Raw genomic sequence first — 24,064 nt, forward strand, 5'->3', positions numbered from 1 at the left:
TAGTGCTGAGTACTACTGGCCTGCGCCGATCATCTCGCTATCGACCACAATGCCATCTTCAGCACCTTTTAACACAAGGTTTGCTTCATAGTATTTACCGGAAGTCAGCAGTTTTTGCGCGCTGGCAACGGCTTTACGAGTCTGATTCAGAGGCATCAGGTATTGGGTCTGAAGCACGCTGATACCAGCCAGTTGCAGAGTATCCACTGCACCTTTCCAGTCGCCTTTGGCCATTTTGCCATTCGCTGTTTTGATAGCGGATTCTTTGGCCGGAGTCGCAATATAGTCTTCTGACAGCGCGACCGTAGCGTTAATAACCACGTACTGATCGTCAATCATCTTGGCTTTAGGCGCAGCTTTTACAAATTTCGCCCAATCTTTGCTGTCGCCTGCCAGCAGGGAAGCCGCGTCATCGGTTAATTTTTTAGCGCTGTCAGGCTGTCCATGAAACAGGGCCAGACGAGCAAGCTGAATATCACGCATCGCATTTGCGCCTTGCACTGCGACCTGCATAACATCGGCAGCTTCTTTTTGTACATTTGCGGTAGCAGCTTGCGCCGGAGTGGTTGTGGTAGCAGTAGCAGCCATCACTGGTGCTGAACCCATCATGGTTGCAAGCACACCCGCAAGAATAATCTTTTTCATTACTTTCTCCTGAATAAATTTGGTATATGTCACCAAACGCAATAAGCATATTAAATAATGTTAAAGAGAGGAATCAGAGCCAAGATAGAATAATGACCGTTTAATCCTACAAGTGTCAGATGTCTGACATGTGTAGGAATATACGCATAGCGACATTCTCTTGTTCTTATATACGCTTCCTTAGTGGAAGTCTTATCATTCCACTGTAAGTAACATATGTTGAGTGAGTAATAATTCTTGTGTCAACAGGTTACATTGCGTTTATATATAACGGAGGATGTATGTTTGTTTTTAATCAGCGTAGCCTGAGAGCGTTTAATGAAAAAACACTCGTTCATTATAAAAAGCACGCGACGATTATGGCGGTGTTGATGTTGATTTGTGGCATCTGCTGCTTGATTTATCCGATTGCTGCAGGTGTTTATTTAAGCTATGCAACCGGTTTTATGTTCCTGGTATGTGGTTTCTATTCTATTTATAGCCTGTTTAGTTCAGGTAAAAAGCAATTGAAAGCCAAATTTACCTATGCCTTTTTTGCTATCGCGTGGTTACTGCTGGGTTACTGTTTCCTCGTGAATCCTGTGATAGGCATGAATTCACTGGCAATGGTATTTTGCTGCCTGTTTATTCTGGGGGGGATTTTTCGTATCGCCTCTGGGGTCAAACTGTTCCGTAGTCCGGGTTATGGATGGAACATTTTTATTGGTATTTTTGACCTGCTTATTGCCGGCGTATGGCTGAATATGGATCCCGACAGATCGTATGTATTTACCTCAATCTTTATTGGTGTTGAGATGATCTTTAGTTCTTTAGCTTTTATCAGCCTGCGTAGAAATGCGACGCTGGTTAAAACTGATAAGCTCGCCGATAAAAATTAATGCTAACTCTGGAGCGCATAGTGAATATTAAAATGATGGTTTCTGCGGCTATTCTTGTGACCTCTGTTATGGCACCAATGACCCGTGCTTTGGCTACTCAGGCAACGGAAGCTGCGCCACAAGATATGACCTGTAAAGAATTTGTTGATATGAGTCAGCAATACAAGACGGCAATTGCCTTTGTGATTGTTAATAAAAATTCTGACTTTAAAGGCGATGATTATGTTCCCCTGCATGAGGTGGAAACGGAAGCTGTACCGAAAATGGTTAAAATGTGCCATCAGCATCCGAATACAAAACTGGGTGAACTGGCTGTAAATCTGAAAGGTTCCGGTCTGCACTATTGATTAACCGTTTTGATAGCCTGGCTTTAGTTAGAATTGACAACCTCTGTTCCTACCCTCAGTCGTTCCTTATAAAAAATCCGCGTAATGCTTACCCTGCTATCCACGAGAAACTCGCTGGATAGCTGTGCCCGCTAATAACCGTAGACCTGACAAACGAAGCCCCATCCCTGGGAATTGAATAATCTAAACCCAGGGAGAGGGCAGGGGATCAGCGTCGAGCTTTAAATCGCGCTAACGTATTTTCAACGAGGACAAAGAACACTGGAACAAAATAGATTGCCAGTACCGTCGCGGCCAGCATCCCACCGATAACCCCCGTACCGACGGCATTTTGCGCACCAGAGCCCGCACCGTTGCTTATTGCCAGCGGAATAACCCCCAGGATGAAGGCCAGTGAGGTCATCAGAATTGGACGTAAGCGCATTTGCGCGGCTTCCACCGCAGCCTCAAGCGGCGTTTTCCCTTCTTTCTGCATAATCTCGACGGCAAACTCGACGATCAGAATGGCGTTTTTAGCCGACAGCCCCATGGTGGTGAGCAGGCCGACCTGGAAATAAACATCATTGCTCAGGCCACGCAGATCGGTAGCCAGCAAAGCGCCGACCACCCCGATTGGCACAACCAGCATCACCGAGAACGGGATCGACCAGCTTTCATACAGTGCCGCCAGCGCCAGAAACACGACGATCAGCGAAATGCCGTACAGCATTGGTGCCTGGTTTGTGGATAGCGCCTCCTGATAAGACAGACCGGTCCAGGCATAGCCGACGCCTGCGGGCAGTTTATTAATCAGCGATGCCATAAATTTCATCGCATCACCGCTGCTTTTCCCTTCGACCGGCTGGCCCAGAATTTCCATTGCTGGTTGACCGTTGTAGCGTTCAAGGCGAGGAGAACCGTAGGTCCACTCGGTGGATGAGTAGGCGGAGAGCGGCGTCATGGAACCGGAGGCGTTACGTACGTACCAGTGGTTGATATTGTCCGGCAACATACGGAACGGCGTATCGGCCTGGACATACACTTTTTTGACGCGCCCCTGGTTCAGGAAATCATTGACATAGCGACTACCAAACGCGGTGGAGATGGTCTGATTAATATCCGATAACGCAACGCCCATAGCTTCAGCCTTTTTGGCGTTGACGTGAATGCGGAACATCGGTGTATCTTCCAGACCGTTCGGACGCACCCCGTCGACCTCACCGGAGGACTGGTTGGCCAAAGCCAGAAGCTGGTTGCGCGCCTGCATCATTTTTTCATGCCCAAGATTACCGTTATCCAGCAGCTCCATATCAAACCCTGATGCGGTGCCCAATTCTGCGACCGCCGGTAAATTGAACGGATAAACGACGGCATTATTGATGGTGCTTAAGGCCATCATTGCCCGTCGAATAATGGCGGTAACCGAGTTTTCTTCGCCAACGCGTTCTGACCAGGGCTTCAGGCTGATAAACGCCAGACCGTTGTTTTGTCCCTGGCCGCTGAAACCAAATCCGCCGACGGTGAAAACAGAAGCAACGTTTTTCTGCTCTTTCGTCAGGTAGTAGTCGGTTATTTCTCCGAGCACTTTGCTGGTGTTCACCATCGTTGAACCCGAAGGCAATTGTGCCGTGGTCATGAATACCCCCTGATCTTCTTCAGGCAGAAACGAGGTCGGAGTGCGTAAAAACAGCACAATCATGCCCGCGCCAATGACTAAATAGACGACCATATAACGGCCGGTGCAACGTAACAGCCTACGGGTGCTGTCCGTGTAGTGATGGGTGCATTTCTCCATGAAGTGATTGAAACGAGTAAACAGAAAATGTGTGTTTGCCTTTTCTCCTTCGTGGGATTTCAACAACATAGCGCAAAGTGCAGGCGTCAGGCTCATTGCCACAAATACCGACAGCAGCATGGAGGAGATCAAGGTGATGGAAAACTGACGGAAAATTTCACCCGTTGCCCCGCTCATAAACGCCATCGGCATAAATACGGCGGATAACACGACGGCAATACCAACCAGCGCCCTCTGGAGCTGGCCCATTGCTTTATGCGTTGCCGCTTTTGGAGACAAGTGCTCTTCAGCAATAATACGTTCTACGTTCTCAACCACCACGATGGCATCATCGACCAACAGCCCTATCGCCAGTACCATGCCAAACATCGTGAGCGTGTTAATCGAAAAACCGGCAACGTCGAGTATTGCAAAGGTTCCGAGGATAACCACCGGAACGGCGATAGTGGGGATAAGCGTCGCACGGAAACTCTGCAAAAACAGATACATGACGAGGAATACCAGAATGATTGCCTCGATCAAAGTATGAAAAACACCCTGAATCGAAATCTCGATAAACGGCGTGGTGTCATAGGGATAAACGGTTTTCATACTGGCCGGAAACCAGGCCGATAATCTGTTCAGCTCTTGCTTGACCGCCTGGGACGTTGCCAGGGCATTGGCGCCAGCGGCAAGTTTAATCGCAATCCCGGCGGCGGGTTTGCCGTTGTAACGTGCAACCGTTGCATAATTTTCCGCACCCAGCTCAATGCGCGCGACATCGCGCAGCAGAACCTGAGAACCATCTTGCTGAACTTTAAGGAAGATCTTGCCAAATTCATCGGTTGTTTGCAGACGCGTCTGGACGATTATCGACGCATTTAACTGCTGATCGGCTGACTGAGGCATGCCCCCCAACTGCCCGCCAGATATCTGATTATTCTGCACTTTGAGTTGGGTAATGACGTCCTCGGGAGTGAGGTTATACTTGTCGAGCTTTTGTGGATCCAACCAGATGCGCATGGCGTATTGCGAACCGAATAACTGTACGCTCCCCACCCCGGCAGTGCGGCTTAGCGGATCTTTAATGTTCGAGGCCACATAGTCGGCAATATCATATTGGCTCAGGCTGTTATTATCAGAGATAAAACCGGCGACCATTAAGATATTACTGCTGGATTTATCAACGCTGATCCCTTGCTGTTGTACTTCCTGTGGCAAGGAAGGCATCGCCAGCTGCAGTTTATTCTGTACCTGAACCTGCGCAATATCGGGTGACGTATCCGTTTTGAAGGTCAGGATAATCGAGGCATTACCTGCCGCATCGCTGGTGGATGACATATACATCAGGCCATCAAGACCATTCATATTCTGTTCAATCACCTGGGTGACGGAGTCTTCAACTGTCTTTGCGTCTGCCCCTGGGTAGGCAGCGCTGATGGTAATGGTTGGGGGCGCAATTTGTGGATATTGGGCGACAGGCAGGTTCATTATCGCGATACCGCCCGTAAACATCATGATAATAGCGAGCACCCAGGCGAAAACCGGGCGCTCAATAAAAAAGTTGGCCATGAAGAAAGTGTCCTTAATGCCTGAAATATTACTGTTCAGCTACCGTGTCAGGTGTGTTCAGTTTTGAAGGGAGGACCCGGGCTTTGATTCCCGGACGAATTCTTTGTAATCCGGACACAATGACCCGATCGCCAGGACGTAATCCCGCGGTCACTAACCATTGATTACCAACGGCCTTCACTGCGTTTATTTCACGCAGTTGCACCACGTTTTCCGGGTCAAGGATCAGCGCGGTGGCTTTTCCTTGCTCGTTATGCGTAATTCCTTGCTGGGGGACCATCAACACGTTTTGTTGACTGCCTTCGTCCAGCAACGCCGTGACATACATACCGGGTAAAATTTCACCTTCAGGATTGGGAAATACGGCGCGCAGGGTTACCGAACCGGTGGTCTCATCAACGGCGGGATCGGAAAACTCAAGCGTACCGGTATGGCGATAGGGCTTGCCGTTTTCCAGCATCAGTTCAACCGGAATTTTGCCTTGTTGTTGGGCGATTTGGCCGTTGGCTTTCTCTTCTTTCAGGCGCAGGAAGTCTTGTACTGACTGGGTTAAATCAACATAAATCGGATCCAACCGTTGAACGGTGACCAGCGCATTTTCCTGATTGGCAGTGACCAGGGCACCCACGGTCACGGAGGATTTACCGCTGATGCCCTCAATTGGCGAGGTGACATTGGCATAGCGCAGGTTGATAGTGGCTTGCTCAAGCTCCGCTTTAGCAACGGCGACATTGGCCTGTGCTTCATTAAGCTGTGAGCGCGTCGTGTCATAGTCCTGGCGGCTGACGTAATTAGATTTTATTAATGCTGACTGCCGATTGAGTGTCAGACGAACATTATTGGCGGTAGCCTGTGCCTTTGCCAACGCGCCTTTGGCTGAGTCCAGTCGTGCCTGCAGCGGGGCAGGATCAATTTGATACAGTGATTCTCCTTTGCTGACTTTATCACCTTCAACAAAGTTGCGTTTTATGATGATCCCACCAACCTGAGGGCGGATTTCGGCGATCTCGAACGCAAGCGCGCGACCCGGAAGTTCACTTTTAATATTTACAGAGGAGGGCGCTAAGGTAACAACGCCGACCTCGGGCTCCATGGCGGTTTTTACTGCAGGTTTATTATCGCAGGCGGTGATGATGATGCTGCTAAAGAATAATGGTATCAACAGTAAGCATTTTCTGTTCATAGTAATCCCTGAATAATGTGTAAACACAAATGTTCTTTTATTGCATGCAGGGTGGGGGAGTTGTCGGTAAATAACAAAAGATGGTCAGGCATGAGAAGGGTAAAGCCCATTTCTTCGCTAAAGAATTAGCGGTTAAAAATTATATGTAACAGGAAGAATGCATGTTAAGCGTAGGATTCCATGAAGCAGGATGGCGCAATAAGATAAACGCGGGGTGATGAGAAGGGTTGTTTGCCAACACCTGACTCCGGAATATAGTCACGCCATCTTACCTCTGGGATTATTTCACTAGCTCCGGAGTTACCTGAGTGACTGTACTGGCGTAGTAAGGCGCTCCCCACATCGGCTCAGGCCAGAATGCGCCGTAACCATAATCCCACATGTTATAGGTGGTGTTGACAGACTCAGTTAAATGCCAAACCTGGATTCCTTGTAAATCAACTTTAACAAAGTTGTACGGGACTTTGTTGATGAATCCTGACTCATCTCCTTGAATTGTTCCCAAAATAGTCACGAAATGGTTTCTGTAGTTTACCGGATCGAGGAAACCTTTCTGCTGGGCAAGAATACGTCCCTGATAGCTCGCGTCTATTTGTGGCTTAGCAGAGTCATTCAGTGGCAAAACGGCGATTTCCAGCAACGTATCTTTTTTGGTGTTAATCACATTGATGACTTTACCGCCAAAGCGGGCCTGCTGTCCGGTATATAAACCGGGCTGGTTATGCACGGAGATAAAGTTTTTTTGGATATCGGGTTGATTATTACCTTTGATATTCTCAGGAATGGAAGCACATGATGCCAGGGTGAAAGTAAGGGCAATAATCATCAACCCTTTTGTATTTTTCATTTTACTTTCCTGCTTAAAAAAGACAGGTCTATAGTAAACCTTTGCGTATTATTGTCAGCATACGCATTGTTGATTATCTAATATTAATATAATTGTAGCTTATGGTAATAACGGATTGTATTTTATCTGGTCGCTGAATAAGGGCGATATTTTCAACGACCATAAAAGTAACGGCAGACATCACGGTTTCACGTCACGCTGGCGGGAATGTAATAAAGCGGATCGTCAATTTTTGCGGTGCTCATCACCCGACAGAATGACCGCGTTCATTACTCCCGTCACCCAGACGGTAAGCCAGCGCCACCACTAGCGACTGCACCAGGCACAGCGTCGCAGACTGGGATCGAAACGCGTCAACCTGCGCCTCTTTCACCACAAAGCAGAGATCGCTGAACGTGGCCAGCGGGCTTATCTGACTGTCGGTAATCACGATCTGGCGCGCGCCGGCATTGGCCGCAGTTTCGCTGACCATCACTGTTTCTTCCGCATAAGGCGAGAAGCTAATCGACACCACGATATCGTGCGCTTTGATGCGGTTAATCTGCTCGCGCAGCATTCCGCCCATTCCGTCGAGCAAAATAGGGCGACACTCAAGATGGCTCAGGGCGTAGGTGAGATAGGCCGCTACGCTAAACGAACGACGCAGACCAGCGATGTAAATGGTGTCGGCTTCTGCCAGCAATTGTACGGCGCGTTCCAACATTTCAGGTTCGGCACGGGCTGCCAACTGCTGGAGCGCCTGGGTATTCGAACGGGCGAACTCCTGCAGGATATCGAGCGGGGTTTCCGGTACGGCTTCGCTTTCCATCTCACGGAACATGCGCGCGCGGTCGCTGTAGCTGGCGGTTTCCTCTACCAGGTTCATACGAAACAGCTGTTTCATTTCGTTGAAGCCGGTGAAGTCAAAGGCGTTGGCGAAGCGGATCAGCGTAGAGGGTGGCACTCCGGCACGTTCAGCAATGACGGCAACCGTATCAAAGGCCACGCTATTGGTATTATCCAGCACATAGCGGGACACCTGCTGCAGCCTCTTACTCAGGCTATCGTAGCGATCGCGGATTTGCTGCTGCAGCTCGTTCAGGCTGGTTGCTGTTGTCATTTTACCTCCTGGTACATAGTTTTATGATTCTAAACGCAAAACCGCGTCTTTGAAATGTCACTCATTCATCTGGCTGTAAAAACGAAACAAAAGCTTCAGGCTTGTCGTCCGCTGAAACGTTATGCCAGTGCACGCTAATCATGCGATTCCGCTTGTTAACATAAAAACCCATCCTTGATCACATTAATCATTATTTATTTTATTTCAACTTAAAATGGAATGTTTGTTTCATATATAGTACACAGATAACAGTGTTCAGGTAACAGTCACGTATCAACAGCGAGAGGTTAAGGATGGAGACAGTAGCGAATTTTATCCACGGCGAATGTGTCACCGGTTCAGGCCAGCGCGTTCAGGCAATCTTCAACCCGGCCACCGGCGAGCAGATCCGCCAGGTGGTGATGAGTACGACACAGGAAACCGAGCAAGCCATTGCGGCAGCGCACGACGCATTCCCCGGGTGGGCGCGCCATTCTCCGTTAAAACGTGCGCGAGTGATGTTCCGCTTTAAGGCGCTGTTGGAAGAAAACATGGAGAGGCTGGCTCGCATCATCAGCGAAGAGCATGGCAAGGTATTCTCTGACGCAGTTGGTGAACTGACCCGCGGCCTGGAAGTGGTGGAGTTTGCCTGTGGCATCCCACATCTGCAAAAGGGCGAACACTCAGCCAACGTAGGTACCGGCGTCGATAGCCATTCGCTGATGCAACCGCTCGGGGTTTGCGTCGGGATCACGCCGTTTAACTTTCCGGCAATGGTACCGATGTGGATGTTCCCCATCGCGCTGGCAACCGGGAATACCTTCGTGCTGAAACCCTCAGAAAAAGACCCTTCTCTCGCTCTGGCACTGGCGAAACTGCTGCAAGAAGCCGGATTGCCGGACGGCGTGTTCAACGTCGTGCAGGGGGACAAAGAGTCCGTTGACGTGCTGTTAACTGACCCGCGCGTGCAGGCCGTGAGCTTTGTCGGCTCTACGCCGATTGCGGAATACATTTATCAGACGGCATCGGCCCACGGTAAGCGTTGTCAGGCGTTAGGTGGCGCTAAAAATCACTGCATTTTAATGCCGGATGCCGACATGGATATGGCAACCAACGCCATTATGGGGGCCGCTTACGGCGCGGCGGGTGAACGCTGCATGGCGCTTTCGGTCGTGCTGGCGGTAGGAGACAAAACGGCAGACGAGCTGTGCTCGAGACTGGAAAAACAGATTGCGGCGCTGCGTGTCGGGCCGGGGCTTGATCAGACACCGGAAAATGAAATGGGGCCGCTTATCTCCTCGGTACACCGTAATAAAGTGCTCGGTTATATCGACAGTGGGGAATCGCAGGGGGCCAGCCTGCGCGTGGATGGTCGACGTTTTAGCGTTAAAGGCCATGAGCAGGGTTATTTTGTCGGGCCGACCCTGTTTGATAACGTCACGCCGGAGATGACCATCTATAAAGAAGAGATTTTTGGACCGGTGCTTTCTGTGGTGCGCGTAGCAGATTACAGCAGCGCGGTGGAACTGATTAACCGTCATGAATATGGTAATGGCACGGCAATTTTCACACGTGACGGCGGCTGTGCGCGTCGCTTCTGCGAAGAAGTGCAGGCGGGCATGGTGGGCGTAAACGTTCCAATTCCGGTGCCGATGGCGTTCCACAGTTTTGGCGGCTGGAAGCGGTCCATTTTTGGTGCGCTGAACGTTCATGGTAACGATGGCGTGCGCTTCTACACCCGGATGAAAACCGTCACCGCGCGCTGGCCGGAGATGCTGCAGGACACAGGGGCCGCGTTCTCCATGCCAACGCTGGGCTGACAGGAGGGTTTATGCAAACCGAACGTATGACCATGGCTCAGGCGCTGGTCAAATTCCTTAATCAACAATATATCTGTGTCGATGGCGTGGAAACGCCCTTTGTCGAGGGCGTCGCCACCATCTTTGGTCATGGTAACGTGCTTGGCATTGGCCAGGCGCTGGAGCAGGCACCCGGTCATTTGCAGGTGATGCAGGGATGTAATGAGCAGGGAATTGCGCACATGGCGACCGGATTCGCCAAACAGCATCGGCGCCAGCGTATTTTTGCCGTGACGTCATCGGTTGGGCCGGGAGCGGCAAACATGGTCACCGCAGCGGCAACCGCGACGGCGAACCGTATTCCGCTGCTGCTGTTGCCTGGCGATGTCTACGCCAGTCGTCAGCCGGACCCGGTATTGCAGCAAATTGAGCAATACCATGACCTTGGCATCAGTACCAACGACTGCTTCCGCCCGGTCTCGCGTTACTGGGACCGGATTAACCGACCGGAGCAGTTAATGAGCGCGATGCTAAACGCGATGCGAACGCTTACTGACCCCGCAGATACTGGTGCCGTAACTATTTGCCTGCCACAGGATGTGCAGGGGGAAGCCTGGGACTATCCGCAGAGCTTCTTTGCGCGCCGCGTTCATTTGATCGAACGTCGACCACCCGACCCGCAGCGTCTGGCGATGGCGCGAGCGCTGATTGCCCGCAAACGCCGTCCGCTGGTGGTATGCGGCGGCGGGGTACGATATTCCGGCGCGCATGAGGCGTTTCGTACGTTTGTTGAAACGCTGCAACTGCCATTTGCCGAAACTCAGGCCGGAAAGGGAGCGCTGGTTAGTGACCACCCACTTAACCTCGGAGGCATTGGGGTAACTGGAGGGATGGCAGCGAATCAGCTCGCACCGCAAGCCGATCTGGTGATCGGCATTGGTACGCGCCTCACCGACTTTACCACCGGTTCGAAAGCGCTGTTTTCTCATCCGGAGGTTGAGTTCCTGCTGCTGAACGTGGCGGAGTTTGACGCACTGAAGCTTGATGCCACTGCGCTTATCGCCGACGCCCGTACCGGGCTTACGGCATTAACTGAAACACTGAAAGACTACCGCAGCGATTGGGGGAAGGAGGTCGCGCAGGCGCAAGAGGCCTGGCGCGATGAGTGCCAACGTTTATGGGAGCGCGACTGGCGTCCCGATGACGAACCCGAAGTGGCTGGGCATCTTGACGCTCAACTGGCGGAATATGGCGACACGCTAAACACCCGGTTGACCCAGACGAAGGTGCTGGGGCTTATCAATCAGCACATTGAAGATAACGCTATCGTCGTAGGGGCCGCCGGATCGCTACCTGGCGATTTACAGCGTATCTGGCAGGTCAAAACCCCGGACAGCTATCACCTGGAATACGGTTACTCCTGTATGGGCTATGAGATTGCGGCTGCTATTGGAGCCAGGCTGGCGAAGCCGCAGCAGCCGGTATATGCCATGGTGGGGGATGGCTCGTACATGATGCTGCATTCCGAACTACAAACCGCCGTCCAGGAGGGGATAAAAGTCACTATCCTGCTGTTTGATAACGCCAGCTTCGGGTGTATTAACAACCTTCAGATGGGGCATGGGATGGGGAGCTTCGGTACGGAAAACCGTCACCGTAATCCGCAAACCGGACGGTTGGATGGGCCGTTGGTGAAGGTCGATTTTGCTAAAAACGCGGAAAGCTACGGCTGTCGGGCATGGCGTGTACATGACGAGCAAAGCCTGCTGGCGGCGCTGGAAGCCTCGCGTGCGCATTCGGGGCCTGTGCTGCTGGATATCAAAGTCCTGCCGAAAACCATGACCCACGACTATGCCTCCTGGTGGCGCACTGGCGATGCGCAGGTGGCAGAATCTCCGTCGGTGCGAAAAGCGGCTGAGCAGACGTTTGAGCAGGTGAAAAACGCACGTCAGTACTAAAAGCGATTAATGCCGGATGGCGCTGCGCTTATCCGGCCTACAGCGGATTCTACCCCCAGTCCGGATAAGTCGTTAGCGCTGTCATCCGGTAACCTGCGACAACGAAATTTTCATTTCATTTTCCTTTCTCTTCATCCATCGCCTCCTTCCTGAACGGAAGGGGGCCAATTCCTGCATCTTTCCTGTTGTTATGTTGTGATATTGATAACAAATTTTATCTCACTCATCTCAAAAGTGTTAACTTGCACCCAAAAACATAATTTTCACTATTTATAAAAATGAAATAAATGTTTTATTTAAAGGGTCGTTAGTTCATCGCATTCACCAACACCGGGAGCCGTTATGTTTAACATTGCTTTACTGGGCGCTGGCCGAATTGGCCAGGTACATGCAGCTAACATTGCCAGTCACAGTGCCACTACCCTCTGGTCCGTCGTCGACCCGAATCAGGAATTTGCCACCCGTCTTGCCACACAGTATCAGGCTCGTTTGCAAAACCTGGATGAGGCGATGACGGACCCTAACGTTCACGCCGTGCTGATTGCCTCCGCGACCGATACCCACGCGGATCTGATTGAAATGGCCGCCCGCCACGGCAAAGCCATCTTCTGTGAAAAGCCGGTCCACCTGGATCTGGCCCGTGTACGCGACTGCCTGAAAGTGGTCAAAGAGTACGACGTACCGTTGTTTATCGGTTTCAACCGCCGCTTCGATCCACAGTTTCGCCGTGTGAAAACTGACGCACTGGCCGGGCGTATCGGAAAGCCGGAATCGCTGCTGATCATCTCCCGCGACCCGTCTCCGCCTCCTGCGGAATACGTGCGTGTGTCCGGCGGTATGTTCCGCGATATGACCATCCACGATTTTGATATGGCGCGCTTTATCATGGGCGAAGAGCCGGTTTCGGTGTATGCCCAGGGCAGCAATCTGGTGGATCCGGCGATTGGCGAAGCGGGCGATATCGATACCGCGTTCATCGTACTGAAATATTCATCCGGTGCGATGGCGACCATCGTCAACAGCCGCCGTTCTTCTTACGGATACGATCAGCGCCTTGAGCTGCACGGCTCTGAAGGGCTGCTGTGCGCGGGCAACATTCTCGAAAATCAGGTGCAGCACTACGCGAAGACCGGCTGCACCAGCGCGTTACCTGAACATTTCTTCCTGCAGCGTTATAAATCGGCCTATGCCGCGGAATGGGAACACTTTGTTGCGGTACTGCGCGGCGAAGCTGTCCCTGATTGCAGCGGGGACGATGGCGAGCGTGCGCTGTATCTGGCGGATAAAGCGCTGGAGTCACTGCATAGCCAGCGTGAAGTTCTCCTCTGATTGTCACCACAACCTACCCTACACAGAGAGACATAATAATGAAAAAACTGATCTTAGCTGTCCTCATCGCCATGACATCCGGGGCAGCCATTGCTGAAAACGAGCAAATTGTTTTCAGTACGCCAAACCTGGCGATGCCATTTGAAGTTCACATGCAGCGCACGGCGGTGAAAGCCGCAAAAGAGATGGGCGTGAATTTACAGGTCCTGGACGGGCAGGGTAGCTCGCCAAAACAGGTCGCTGACCTGGAAAACGCCATAACTCGTGGCGCACAGGGCTTTATTGTTTCACCAAACGATGTCAACGCGGTGTCCAGCGCGGTAGATGAAATTCAGGATGCGAAACTGCCCGTTGTTACTCTTGACCGCTCTGTTGACAGCCAGAAAAAAGTGCCGCACTTCGGCGCGAACAACTACAAAGGCGGCCAGGCGATTGGCGACTTTGTCAAAACCAAATTCCCTGACGGGGCAGACATTATTCTGCTGACCGGCCAGCCAGGCTCCTCCTCCAACATTGAACGTACTAAAGGCATTCGCGACAGCCTGAAGGCGGGTGGTGAAAAGTACAAGATCGTTGCTGATCAGACCGGTAACTGGATGCGTTCTGAAGGGATGCGCATTGTCGAAAGCGTTCTGCCTTCGTTGCCGAAGCGTCCGCAGGTGATCCTCTCCGCTAACGACGATATGGCGTTGGGCGCGATTGAAGCGTTACAGGGACAAGGACTGAAACCGGGTGAAGTTCTGGTCACGGGCTTCGATGCCGTGCCGGAAGCACTGGCGCGTGTGCGCGACGGCTGGCTGGCAGTGACGGCGGATCAGCGTCCTGGCTTTGCGGTGAAAACGGCCATGAGCCAGTTGGTGAATAACGTCCGTGAGAAGACGGCGATCACCGGGGCTGACTACCCGCCAACGCTTATCACCAAAGAGAACCTGCAGCAGGCCGAGCGTATTAGTGAGGCCGGTAACTGATATGTCCGCAGCCGCCGCACAAGTGGCGGCTCTCTATGAGGAGGAGCAGACCGATGTCGCAACCCTTACTAAAAGTGACCGACCTGGCGAAAAGCTTTTCCGGCGTTTGGGCGCTGAGCAGCGCACAGCTGACCGTCGGAGCAGGCGAAATTCATGCGCTGTTAGGTGAGAACGGTGCCGGAAAATCGACCCTGCTGAAAGCGCTGGCGGGCGCGCAGCCGCAAACACGCGGGGATATTTGGTTCAACGGCGAAACATTGCCGGTAGAAGACTCTCCGGTTGAGCGGCAGAACAAGGGCATTATCACGATTTATCAGGAATTTAATCTGCTGCCCAATATGACCGTCGCCGAGAATATGTTCCTCGGTCGCGAACCGCGCAAACGCAATCTGATTGTTGACGAAAAGGCGGTAAATCAGGAAGCGCAGGTGATTCTGGATTACCTGCAACTGAACGTTGCGCCAACCACGGCCGTGGCCCGACTGAGCGTGGCGCAGCAGCAAATGGTGGAAATTGCGCGGGCGCTGACGCTGAACGCAAAGCTGATCATTATGGATGAACCTTCCGCCGCGCTGAGCGACAGCGAAGTAGAAAGCCTGCATCGTGTGGTGCGGGAACTTAAAGGGCGTGGCGTGAGCATTATCTACGTCACCCATCGCCTGCATGAAGTTTTTCAACTCTGCGACCAGTTCACTGTTTTCCAGGATGGACGATTCACCGGGAATGGCGCAGTTGCACAGACCACCGTAGAACAGCTGATCCGCCTGATGGTGGGGCGCGATGTGGCCTTTAATCGCCGTCCGGCCAGCGAAACTCACCATGAAGATAAACCTGTGCGTCTGGCGGTGAAGGGGCTTAGCCGCGAAAAACCGCCGCTGGATCCACATGGTATCGCGCTGCACGACATTAGCTTCCACGTGCATGCTGGCGAAGTGTTAGGCATTGCCGGACTGGTGGGTGCCGGGCGCACCGAAGTGGCCCGCTGCCTGTTTGGCGCCGACAGTTTTACTTCCGGCAGCTTTGAACTTGATGGCGTGCCATATCAGCCGCGCGATCCGCTGTTTGCGCTGGATCAGGGGCTGGCGCTGGTACCGGAAGATCGTAAAAAAGAGGGCGCGGTGCTTGGGCTGTCGATCCGCGACAACCTGTCGCTCTCCAGCCTCTCGTCACTGATGCACTGGCGCTGGTTCGTGAATACCCGCAAAGAGGATGCCCTGATCGAGTCATACCGCCAGGCGCTGCAGATCAAAATGGTCAACAGCGCGCAAGAGGTGCGCAAGCTCTCCGGCGGGAACCAGCAAAAAGTGATCCTCGCGCGCTGCATGGCGCTTAATCCGCGAGTGTTGATCGTGGATGAACCAACGCGCGGTATCGATGTTGGCACCAAATCAGAAGTCCATCAGGTGCTGTTTGATATGGCGAAAAAGGGCGTGGCGGTGATCGTGATCTCCTCCGATCTGCCGGAAGTGATGGCGGTTTCCGATCGGATCATCACGCTAAGTGAAGGCCGGGTGACCGGCGAGATCCACGGCGACGACGCCAACGAAGAGCGGCTAATGACGATGATGGCCATCAACCACAACACCCTGAATGCGGCATAACGGAGTGATTCATGACGCAGATTATTTCTAAAACGCAGGTTCCTGCCAAACGCGGCGGACGTCTTGATCCCATTGCCTTTTTTGAGCGCTTTGGGGTACTGATTTTCATGATCCTGCTGCTGATTTTCTTTCAGTTGCAGAACAGCAATTTTCTTTCTGAACGCAATATTTTCAACATTCTGACCGAAGTCTCCATCTACGGGATCATGGCCGTCGGTATGACGTTTGTCATTCTGACCGCCGGGATCGACCTCTCCGTAGGTTCTATTCTGGCAGTGTGCGCCATGACCGCCGCGTATGTGATTAAGGGCGACAACTTCACCACCGTCGACCCGAACGCTTGGGGCGGTATGAGCTGGCTGATTGGCCTTGGTATCTGTATGGCGATGGGCACCGCGATTGGTTTTCTGCATGGCCTCGGCGTGACCCGCCTGCGTCTGCCGCCGTTTATCGTCACCCTCGGCGGGATGACTATCTGGCGCGGCCTGACGCTGGTGATTAACGACGGCGCGCCAATTGCCGGTTTCGACGCGGGATACCGCTGGTGGGGACGCGGCGAACTGCTCGGTATCTCCATTCCAATCTGGATATTCGCGCTGGTGGCGGTAGGCGGTTATCTGGCGCTGCATAAAACCCGCTGGGGGCGCTTCGTGTACGCCATCGGCGGCAACCCGGAGGCGGCGCGTCTGGCAGGGGTTAACGTGAAGCGCGTGCTGGTGAGCGTCTACGTGTTAATTGGCTGTCTGGCAGGACTGGCGGGCTTCATTCTCAGCGCGCGGTTGGGCAGTGCAGAAGCGGTCGCCGGGATCTCGTTTGAGCTACGCGTCATTGCCTCGGTGGTCATTGGCGGTACCTCACTGATGGGCGGCTACGGGCGTATTGGCGGCACCATTATCGGCTCGATCATCATGGGCATCCTGATTAACGGTCTGGTGCTGATGAACGTCTCGGCTTACTACCAACAAATTATTACCGGCTTAATTATCGTTCTGGCGGTGGCGTTCGATACCTACGCCAAGAGCCGTCGCGGCGCATTGTGAGGGTCATGATGAAAGAAGTTCGTATTGGATTGATTGGCACCGGGTATATCGGCAAGGCGCATGCCATCGCCTATGCCCAGGCCCCGACGGTGTTTAACCTGCGCGGCAAGCTGGTGCGCGAAATGGTGGCGGAAATCTCTCCAGAGCTGGCCGCCGAGCGGGCGCAGGCGTTTGGCTTCAATCGCTCAACCGGAGACTGGCGTGCGCTGGTGGCTGACCCGGCCATTGATGTCGTGGATATCTGTTCTCCTAATCATCTGCACAAAGAGATGGCGCTGGAAGCGATTCGCCATGGCAAGCATGTGTACTCAGAAAAGCCGTTGGCGCTGAATGCCCACGACGCACGTGAAATGGTTGAAGCTGCACAGCGGGCGGGAGTGAAAACGCTGGTGGGGTTCAACTATATGAAGAACCCAACGGCGCAGCTGGCGAAAGAGATCATTGAGCGCGGAGAAATTGGTGAGGTGATCCATTTCTACGGCACCCACAACGAAGACTACATGGCCGATCCGCTTGCACCGATCCACTGGCATTGTTTTAAAGAGACCGCCGGACTTGGTGCGCTTGGCGATCTGGCGGCGCATATCGTCAATATGGCGCAGTACCTGGTTGGGGATATTCAGCAGGTCTGCGGCGACCTGAAGATCGTTGTGCCACAGCGTCCGGCGCAGGTCGGTTCCTCGCAAATGGTGACGGTAGAAAACGAAGATCAGGCCCACGCGATGGTGCGCTTTGCGGGCGGTGCGCAAGGGGTGATTGAAACCTCGCGCGTTGCCTGTGGCCGCAAGATGGGGTTGTCGTATGTGATTACCGGGACCAAAGGAACTATCAGTTTTACCCAGGAGCGCATGGCAGAGCTGAAGCTCTATCTGCATGACGATCCGGTCAACCGCCAGGGGTTTCGCACTTTACTGGTTGGCCCGGCGCACCCGGACTACGGCGCGTTTTGCATGGGAGCCGGGCATGGTATCGGCTTTAACGACCAGAAAACAGTAGAAGTACGCGACCTGGTGGACGGCATTGCTGCCGATGCGCCGATGTGGCCGGACTTTGAAGAGGGCTGGAAGGTGTCGCGCGTGCTTGACACTATCGCACTCTCGCACCAGGAAGGCCGCTGGCTGAACGTGAACGACATTGTCTGAAGAGGTATCAACGTGGAAAAGCAGTTTGATGTGATATGCATGGGCCGCGTGGCGGTTGACCTCTACAGTCAGCAGATTGGCGCACGCCTGGAAGATGTGTCGAGCTTTGCCAAATATCTTGGTGGTTCGTCCGGCAACGTGGCTTACGGCACGGCACGCCAGGGGCTGCGCTCCTCAATGCTGGCGCGGGTTGGCGACGAACATATGGGGCGTTTCCTGCGTGAAGAATTAAACCAGGTAGGCTGTGATACCAGCCATCTGATCACTGATAAAGACCGCCTGACGGCGCTGGTGCTACTCGGCATTAAAGACCGGGACACCTTCCCACTGATTTTTTACCGTGATAACTGCGCGGATATGGCGATTACCGCCAGCGATGTTGATGAACAGTACATCGCTTCTGCTCGTTGTCTTGCCATCACCGGGACGCATCTTTCTCATCCGCAAACCCGCGAGGCGGTGTTGACGGCGCTCGCTTACGCCCGGCGTCACGGCGTGCGTACGGCGCTGGATATCGACTATCGCCCGGTGCTGTGGGGGCTTACTTCCTTAGGCGACGGCGAAACGCGCTTTATCGCCGCCGAACAGGTCACCCGCCAGTTGCAGGAGGTGCTGCATCTTTTTGATGTAATTGTCGGCACCGAGGAGGAATTTCATATCGCGGGCGGCAGTACCGATACGCTGCAGGCGCTGTCGCAGGTTCGCGGCGTGAGTCACGCGACGCTGGTTTGCAAGCGTGGTGCGCTCGGCTGCTCGGTGTATACCGATGCCATCCCGGCCCGGCTGGACGATGGCCTGACAGTCACCGGCGTACGCGTGGAGGTGATGAACGTGCTGGGGGCGGGGGATGCGTTTATGTCCGGTCTGCTGCGCGGCTATCTTAACGATGAAGGGTGGGAACAGGCGTGCCGCTATGCAAATGCCTGCGGCGCGCTGGTGGTATCACGTCACGGCTGTGCGCCGGCGATGCCGAGCAAAGTTGAGCTTGATGATTATCTTTCTCGCGCTGCAGAGGTTCCACGTCCGGATCTCGATCCGCATCTCAACCATTTACATCGCGTGACGACTCGCCGCCGCACATGGCCGGAACTGTGCGTGATGGCCTTCGATCACCGTAGCCAACTGGAAGATATGGCGTTGCAGTGCGGCGCGTCTTTGAAGCGTATTCCGGCATTGAAACAGCTTATTTTGCAGGCCAGCCGTGAAGCGGCCAACAGCGCCGGGCTGGAGGGCAAGGCCGGGCTACTCTGCGATGGTACGTTTGGTCAGGATGCGCTGAATGCGATAACCGGAGAGGGCTGGTGGATAGGTCGCCCTATCGAATTGCCGGGGTCGCGCCCGCTGGAGATGGAACACGGCAATATAGGCTCTCAGCTCATTAGTTGGCCGCAGGAACATGTGGTGAAGTGTCTGGTCTTTTTCCATCCGGAAGATGCCCACGCGTTGCGTCTGGAACAAGAACAGAAAATCGCTGAGGTGTACCGCGCCTGTTGCCAGTCCGGCCATGAGCTGCTGCTGGAGGTGATTTTACCGGCCAGTATGCCGCGCAGTGATGAACTGTATTTGCGCGCCATTTCCCGCTTCTACAACTTAGGAATCTACCCCGACTGGTGGAAACTCCCACCGCTGACTTCTGCTGGCTGGACGGCGTTGAGTGACATTATCGAACGGCGCGATCCGCACTGCCGTGGCGTGGTGATCCTGGGTCTGGACGCACCGGCAGAGCAACTGTGTGCTGATTTTAAAGCGGCTGCGGGTCATGGGGTGGTGAAAGGATTTGCCGTGGGACGCACGCTGTTCGGCGACGCTTCCCGCGCGTGGTTGAAACACGATATTGACGATGCGCAGCTGGTGGCGCGCATTAAAGATAACTACCTGCAGCTTATCGCCTGGTGGCGCGAGCGCGGACAAGCATAATTCAGGAGAAGATGATGACGGTACAATTAGGTATTAATCCACTGACATGGACGAATGACGATCTTCCTTCACTGGGCGCTGAGACGTCGCTTGATACGTGTCTGAGCGAGGGCAAAGAGGCTGGATTTGCTGGTTTCGAACTGGGCAACAAATTCCCGCGTGAGGCGCGACTGCTCGGCCCCATTTTGCAGCACCACGACCTGCAACTGGTTTCCGGCTGGTACTCCGGACGTCTGCTGGAACGCAGCTTGGAGGAGGAGATTGCCGCCGTGCAGTCACATCTGACGTTACTGCGCGAACTGGGAGCGAAGGTGCTGGTCTTTGCCGAAGTCAGTGGCTGCATTCACGGCGAGCAGCAGACGCCGGTACATCTGCGTCCGCGCTTCCCGCAAGAGCGCTGGCAAGAGTACGGTGAAAAGCTCACCGAGTTTGCGCGCTACACCCAGCAGCAGGGGGTACAGATTGCCTATCACCACCACATGGGAACGGTGATTGAATCTGCTGAAGATGTGGATAATCTGATGACGAATACCGGTGATGAAGTTGGCTTGTTGCTCGACACCGGGCATTTGACCTTTGCAGGTGCCGATCCGTTAGCTGTGGCGCAGCGCTGGGCATCACGTATCAACCATGTTCACTGCAAAGACGTACGTGCCGACGTGCTGGCGGATGTCAAAAACCGCAAAACCAGCTTCCTCGATGCGGTGCTGAGCGGCGTCTTTACCGTGCCGGGAGATGGTTGCGTTGACTATCCGCCGATCATGGCCTTGCTGAAGGCGAACCAGTATCAGGGGTGGCTGGTGGTGGAGGCGGAGCAGGATCCAGCCATCGCGCATCCGCTGACGTATGCGCGTCTGGGCTATAACAACCTTAGCCGTCTGGCGCGGGATGCCGGGCTTATCTGAGGAGGTGATATGTCACGTTTATTATCACGTTGGCAGCAGCCGGACGCGCAAGGGTGTACGCAGTCCGTGACGCCGGAAAGCGCCGGTTGGGGATATGTTGGCTTTAGAGCGTATGAACTGGAGGAAGGGCAGCAGCTTATGCTGCCCGCCGTCAGCGAAGAACGCTGCCTGGTACTGGTCGCCGGACGCGCGACCATCACCACGCCGGGCGCAACTTTTACGGATATCGGTGAGCGGATGAGCCCGTTTGAACGCATCAAACCGTGGGCGGTTTATGTCACTGCTGGTGAAACCATACAGGTTCAGGCGGTGACCAGACTGGAGCTGGCAGTCTGCGCTGCGCCGGGGAAAGGCACGCACCCAACGCGGTTGATCGCACCTAAGGATATTGACGGGGAAGCGCGCGGCAAAGGTCACAACCAGCGCTACGTGCACAACATCTTACCGGAAGATAAACCCGCAGATAGCCTGCTGGTGGTGGAGGTGTGGACCAACGAAGGTTGTGCCAGTTCTTACCCAAGCCATAAGCATGACACCGATAATCCCCCACAGGAAACCTATCTGGAGGAGACTTACTACCATCGCCTCAACCCGCCGCAGGGATTCTGTCTGCAACGGGTGTACACCGACGACCGATCGCTTGACGAGTGTATGGCTGTCTATAACCGCGATGTCGTGATGGTGCCAAAAGGGTATCACCCGGTGGCGACCCTGGCAGGATATGACAGTTACTACCTCAACGTGATGGCCGGCCCGGTACGCAAATGGATGTTCACTTGGGAAGATGACCACGCGTGGATTAACAGAGATTATCCGCTTGATAAGTAAGGTCATGAATGGCTTTTTTAACTGCGAGTCGTTTTTTTCCCTCCTTTTGATGAGTAAAAGGGGGAGGAATGGGATGACGGTTGGCGCTATTTAAGTGCTCATTATTCTCATAGCTCGCCTGGCCATGAGAATAATGCAAGCGTCGATATATTTGAGGTTATGGCAGTAGCCGGGGTGCTCTCGAAAACACCCCGGCTATCTTTTGTTTATATCCCGATCAGGAATTTGGTTGATGGTTCTCAACTACCCAGACGGTGAGTACTTTTTCCAACGTTTTATCTCCCGTCGTTGCCTTCGCTCTTACCCAACTTACACCGGCCGTATCCGTTCTCAGTTCAGAGTAAGCATTCCCTAACTTAAAGTTGGTTTTATCCGGCGTCATCGTAAAGGTTCCGCTGCCGGGTTTGGCTTTGCTGCCTGCGCTAAATTCGACACTGCCGTTTAACGGGTTACCGAATTTATCCTGCAACCGGGCCATAAAGCCTACCGGCTCAAGGTTGGCAACGGCATAGCCAGGATCCTGCTCCAGAGTGAGTACTGGATTCTGGGCATCGGCATTCAGCGTTATCGAAGCATTTGCCGAGACATTGCTACCGTGTTCAGCCAATGTGGCGGTCAGCGTGTAACGACCCGCCTTATTACCGTGGACATTTACAGTCGCAGTACCGGAACCATTGGTGGTGACAAGCGTATTGTCAATCACCAGAGGATCGCGTGGCGATGGGCCTGTAGCCGTAATTTTCAGCTTACGGTTGCTGACGCTGTTCCCTGATGTATCGGTCAGATGCAGGGTAAACGCCACGTTATCCGCATCACTGACTACGGCGGTTGTAGTTGACGGTTCGATCGTCAACGCGGCATTTTGCAGATCCGATACTACCTCAATCGCCTTACTCGCCGTAACGCGTTTACCCTCTTTGATGAAGGTTGCCTGCAATTGATAGTGCCCAGCTTCTGCGGCAATAAAGGTTGTTGATGCCATTCCTTTCTCATCCAATGTCAGTTCGGACTGGCCCAGTTTTAATCCACTGGCAGGGGAACTGGTCAGGTGCACGTCACCACTAAATGGGTTGTTTTCACCGTCGACAACCTGTACCTGAATTTCATGTGCCGCTGATGCGTTTGCCACAATGCTCTCAGACGGTGCGGTCAAATTCAGCACTGCGCTGTTAATATCAGGTACGAATTCCAGGTCAACGCTTGAGGACTCAACGCTGTGCTGCCCATCTGTAACCCTGGCATTAACGGTGTAATGACCTGCCTTAACCGTAGTTAACGTTACCGTCGCGTAACCGTCTTTATTGGTGGTGATTTTCTCCGGGTACACGAGCCCTTGTGGCGTTACGATAAGCTCCACTTTCTGTCCTTCAACCGACGCGGCGGTATTGTTGAGCATGATCTCAAGCGTGGCACCATCGCGACCGTTTGCTGCAATATTGGTGATTGCGCCATTGTCTTTGGCTGTCAGAGACAATGTTGCCCCCTCCATTGCAGAGGCAAATGTTACGCTTAGCGATGAGCTGATGTTCCCCGCGCTTAGCGTAATATCATAAGTTCCCGGCGTTGAACTGGTCAGTGAGAATCTTGCTTCACCTTTGGCATCGGTCTTCACAACGTTCTCCCCATTCGCGATCTTAACCTGTGGCGGTAACGCCAGAGTGACCGTGTATCCGGATAGCGGGTTCCCATAACGGTCGGTCAGGGTAACGACCGCGACATTACTCTGTTTGCCATCCGCCAGTGCATTGTCCTTGGTCAGGTTAAAAGCCTGCACCACCGGTTGCGTTTTGTCGGCAATCCAGTTGGCTTGTTTTTCCAGCCCGGAGAAATCATGTTTTTGTGACGTCACACCAATGCGTGTCGCCTGAGCCAGTTCAGACGTTGCCTTAGCGCTGTACACGCCGTCTTTCTCTTCTACGGCAGTAAAACGGACCTCGCCGCTGGCTGAAACTGCATAAAAACGTAAGCTGTCGTCGCCGGTGATGGCATTCCCGTCTTTATCTTTTGCTTCTAACGCCAGGCTAATCGGGTGTCCAACGACCTGCTCCATGGGCATTACCGTGAATGTCGATTTTGCCGCCTCGGCGGAAACCGCTTTTAGTTTCACCGTCAGGGTTTCTGTTTTACCCAGAACTTTAGCGGTTATTATAGCGCGCGAAATCATTTGATACTGATTTGAAAATCATTTGATACCGCGCGTTCGCGAAAAAATAAAATCATTTGATACTGATTTTAAGCGGTTTGAAAGCCGCCTTAAACTGGCGGCCAGCGAGC

At 53.3% G+C, this 24,064-nt stretch carries 18 protein-coding genes; 12 read left to right on the forward strand and 6 right to left on the reverse strand.

Features of this window, described 5'->3' with window-relative positions; all coding sequences use genetic code 11:
* Positions 1-12 precede the first annotated feature (12 nt).
* Entirely contained in the window at positions 13-645 is a 633-nt protein-coding gene (locus LY264_RS05595; protein WP_003826081.1) for a YfdX family protein, read from the reverse strand.
* A 281-nt stretch (positions 646-926) separates the two neighbouring features.
* On the opposite strand from LY264_RS05595, the gene LY264_RS05600 reads away from it, so the two are divergent.
* Positions 927-1,523, forward strand: coding sequence for a DUF308 domain-containing protein (locus tag LY264_RS05600; RefSeq protein WP_003826082.1), 597 nt, complete (start codon positions 927-929; stop codon positions 1,521-1,523).
* On the forward strand, positions 1,523-1,870 hold the full coding sequence (locus tag LY264_RS05605; protein ID WP_020996283.1) for an HdeA/HdeB family chaperone: 348 nt from the start codon (positions 1,523-1,525) through the stop codon (positions 1,868-1,870). Before LY264_RS05600 ends, LY264_RS05605 begins: the two co-directional genes overlap by 1 nt.
* Positions 1,871-2,078: 208 nt before the next feature.
* On the opposite strand, the gene LY264_RS05610 is transcribed toward LY264_RS05605, so the two are convergent.
* The 4 genes from LY264_RS05610 to LY264_RS05625 form a co-directional block, all read right to left on the reverse strand.
* Positions 2,079-5,195 carry an efflux RND transporter permease subunit gene (locus LY264_RS05610; RefSeq protein ID WP_048225160.1) on the reverse strand — a complete coding sequence of 1,039 codons (3,117 nt, stop codon included), beginning with the start codon at positions 5,193-5,195 and terminating at the stop codon, positions 2,079-2,081.
* A 28-nt stretch (positions 5,196-5,223) separates the two neighbouring features.
* Positions 5,224-6,378: an efflux RND transporter periplasmic adaptor subunit gene (locus LY264_RS05615; protein ID WP_048225159.1), complete on the reverse strand. Its 1,155-nt coding sequence runs from the start codon at positions 6,376-6,378 to the stop codon at positions 5,224-5,226.
* Positions 6,379-6,658: 280 nt separating this feature from the next.
* Complete coding sequence (locus LY264_RS05620; protein WP_048225156.1) at positions 6,659-7,225, reverse strand: Slp family lipoprotein; 567 nt, start codon at positions 7,223-7,225, stop codon at positions 6,659-6,661.
* A 244-nt stretch (positions 7,226-7,469) separates the two neighbouring features.
* Positions 7,470-8,324 carry a MurR/RpiR family transcriptional regulator gene (locus LY264_RS05625; RefSeq protein ID WP_048225153.1) on the reverse strand — a complete coding sequence of 285 codons (855 nt, stop codon included), beginning with the start codon at positions 8,322-8,324 and terminating at the stop codon, positions 7,470-7,472.
* A 293-nt stretch (positions 8,325-8,617) separates the two neighbouring features.
* On the opposite strand from LY264_RS05625, the gene LY264_RS05630 reads away from it, so the two are divergent.
* The 10 genes from LY264_RS05630 to iolB all read left to right on the forward strand — a co-directional run bounded on the left by LY264_RS05630 (position 8,618) and on the right by iolB (position 21,790).
* A complete protein-coding gene (locus tag LY264_RS05630; RefSeq protein WP_003839780.1) occupies positions 8,618-10,123 on the forward strand; it encodes a CoA-acylating methylmalonate-semialdehyde dehydrogenase in 1,506 nt (501 codons plus the stop codon).
* An 11-nt stretch (positions 10,124-10,134) separates the two neighbouring features.
* On the forward strand, positions 10,135-12,060 hold the full coding sequence (iolD, locus tag LY264_RS05635; RefSeq protein ID WP_020996282.1) for a 3D-(3,5/4)-trihydroxycyclohexane-1,2-dione acylhydrolase (decyclizing): 1,926 nt from the start codon (positions 10,135-10,137) through the stop codon (positions 12,058-12,060).
* 342 nt (positions 12,061-12,402) lie between these two features.
* A complete protein-coding gene (gene iolG / locus LY264_RS05640) occupies positions 12,403-13,389 on the forward strand; it encodes an inositol 2-dehydrogenase (protein WP_048225145.1) in 987 nt (328 codons plus the stop codon).
* A gap of 38 nt (positions 13,390-13,427) precedes the next feature.
* Complete coding sequence (locus tag LY264_RS05645) at positions 13,428-14,357, forward strand: sugar ABC transporter substrate-binding protein (RefSeq protein ID WP_003839787.1); 930 nt, start codon at positions 13,428-13,430, stop codon at positions 14,355-14,357.
* Positions 14,358-14,410: 53 nt separating this feature from the next.
* Positions 14,411-15,958, forward strand: a complete 1,548-nt coding sequence (locus LY264_RS05650) for a sugar ABC transporter ATP-binding protein (RefSeq protein WP_048225142.1) — start codon at positions 14,411-14,413, stop codon at positions 15,956-15,958.
* Between the two features lie 11 nt (positions 15,959-15,969).
* Positions 15,970-16,998: an ABC transporter permease gene (locus LY264_RS05655; protein ID WP_003826102.1), complete on the forward strand. Its 1,029-nt coding sequence runs from the start codon at positions 15,970-15,972 to the stop codon at positions 16,996-16,998.
* 8 nt (positions 16,999-17,006) lie between these two features.
* Positions 17,007-18,140 carry a Gfo/Idh/MocA family protein gene (locus LY264_RS05660; RefSeq protein ID WP_048225140.1) on the forward strand — a complete coding sequence of 378 codons (1,134 nt, stop codon included), beginning with the start codon at positions 17,007-17,009 and terminating at the stop codon, positions 18,138-18,140.
* Between the two features lie 12 nt (positions 18,141-18,152).
* Positions 18,153-20,057 carry a bifunctional 5-dehydro-2-deoxygluconokinase/5-dehydro-2-deoxyphosphogluconate aldolase gene (locus LY264_RS05665; RefSeq protein WP_048225137.1) on the forward strand — a complete coding sequence of 635 codons (1,905 nt, stop codon included), beginning with the start codon at positions 18,153-18,155 and terminating at the stop codon, positions 20,055-20,057.
* A 14-nt stretch (positions 20,058-20,071) separates the two neighbouring features.
* Positions 20,072-20,962, forward strand: a complete 891-nt coding sequence (gene iolE, locus LY264_RS05670) for a myo-inosose-2 dehydratase (protein ID WP_048225134.1) — start codon at positions 20,072-20,074, stop codon at positions 20,960-20,962.
* Positions 20,963-20,971: 9 nt separating this feature from the next.
* The gene (gene iolB / locus LY264_RS05675) at positions 20,972-21,790 is read left to right on the forward strand and encodes a 5-deoxy-glucuronate isomerase (protein WP_048225132.1); all 819 of its coding nucleotides are present in this window, start codon (positions 20,972-20,974) and stop codon (positions 21,788-21,790) included.
* A 217-nt stretch (positions 21,791-22,007) separates the two neighbouring features.
* Here iolB and LY264_RS05680 read toward each other — a convergent pair whose 3' ends face one another.
* Positions 22,008-23,954 (reverse strand): Ig-like domain-containing protein, encoded by a 1,947-nt coding sequence (locus LY264_RS05680; RefSeq protein ID WP_249457503.1) that lies wholly within the window; start codon positions 23,952-23,954, stop codon positions 22,008-22,010.
* Between the last annotated feature and the right edge of the window lie 110 nt (positions 23,955-24,064).

The organism is Citrobacter portucalensis, from assembly GCF_023374935.1.
Lineage (GTDB): Bacteria > Pseudomonadota > Gammaproteobacteria > Enterobacterales > Enterobacteriaceae > Citrobacter > Citrobacter portucalensis.

Coding starts and splice junctions, on each gene's coding strand:
- LY264_RS05680 (WP_249457503.1), bottom strand. CDS start 23,954: ATGATTTCGCGCGCTATAATAACCGCTAAAGTTCTGGGTAAAACAGAA.
- LY264_RS05645 (WP_003839787.1), top strand. CDS start 13,428: ATGAAAAAACTGATCTTAGCTGTCCTCATCGCCATGACATCCGGGGCA.
- iolD (WP_020996282.1), top strand. CDS start 10,135: ATGCAAACCGAACGTATGACCATGGCTCAGGCGCTGGTCAAATTCCTT.
- LY264_RS05610 (WP_048225160.1), bottom strand. CDS start 5,195: ATGGCCAACTTTTTTATTGAGCGCCCGGTTTTCGCCTGGGTGCTCGCT.
- LY264_RS05655 (WP_003826102.1), top strand. CDS start 15,970: ATGACGCAGATTATTTCTAAAACGCAGGTTCCTGCCAAACGCGGCGGA.
- LY264_RS05625 (WP_048225153.1), bottom strand. CDS start 8,324: ATGACAACAGCAACCAGCCTGAACGAGCTGCAGCAGCAAATCCGCGAT.
- LY264_RS05650 (WP_048225142.1), top strand. CDS start 14,411: ATGTCGCAACCCTTACTAAAAGTGACCGACCTGGCGAAAAGCTTTTCC.
- LY264_RS05600 (WP_003826082.1), top strand. CDS start 927: ATGTTTGTTTTTAATCAGCGTAGCCTGAGAGCGTTTAATGAAAAAACA.
- iolG (WP_048225145.1), top strand. CDS start 12,403: ATGTTTAACATTGCTTTACTGGGCGCTGGCCGAATTGGCCAGGTACAT.
- LY264_RS05620 (WP_048225156.1), bottom strand. CDS start 7,225: ATGAAAAATACAAAAGGGTTGATGATTATTGCCCTTACTTTCACCCTG.
- LY264_RS05615 (WP_048225159.1), bottom strand. CDS start 6,378: ATGAACAGAAAATGCTTACTGTTGATACCATTATTCTTTAGCAGCATC.
- LY264_RS05660 (WP_048225140.1), top strand. CDS start 17,007: ATGAAAGAAGTTCGTATTGGATTGATTGGCACCGGGTATATCGGCAAG.
- LY264_RS05605 (WP_020996283.1), top strand. CDS start 1,523: ATGCTAACTCTGGAGCGCATAGTGAATATTAAAATGATGGTTTCTGCG.
- LY264_RS05595 (WP_003826081.1), bottom strand. CDS start 645: ATGAAAAAGATTATTCTTGCGGGTGTGCTTGCAACCATGATGGGTTCA.
- iolB (WP_048225132.1), top strand. CDS start 20,972: ATGTCACGTTTATTATCACGTTGGCAGCAGCCGGACGCGCAAGGGTGT.
- LY264_RS05630 (WP_003839780.1), top strand. CDS start 8,618: ATGGAGACAGTAGCGAATTTTATCCACGGCGAATGTGTCACCGGTTCA.
- iolE (WP_048225134.1), top strand. CDS start 20,072: ATGACGGTACAATTAGGTATTAATCCACTGACATGGACGAATGACGAT.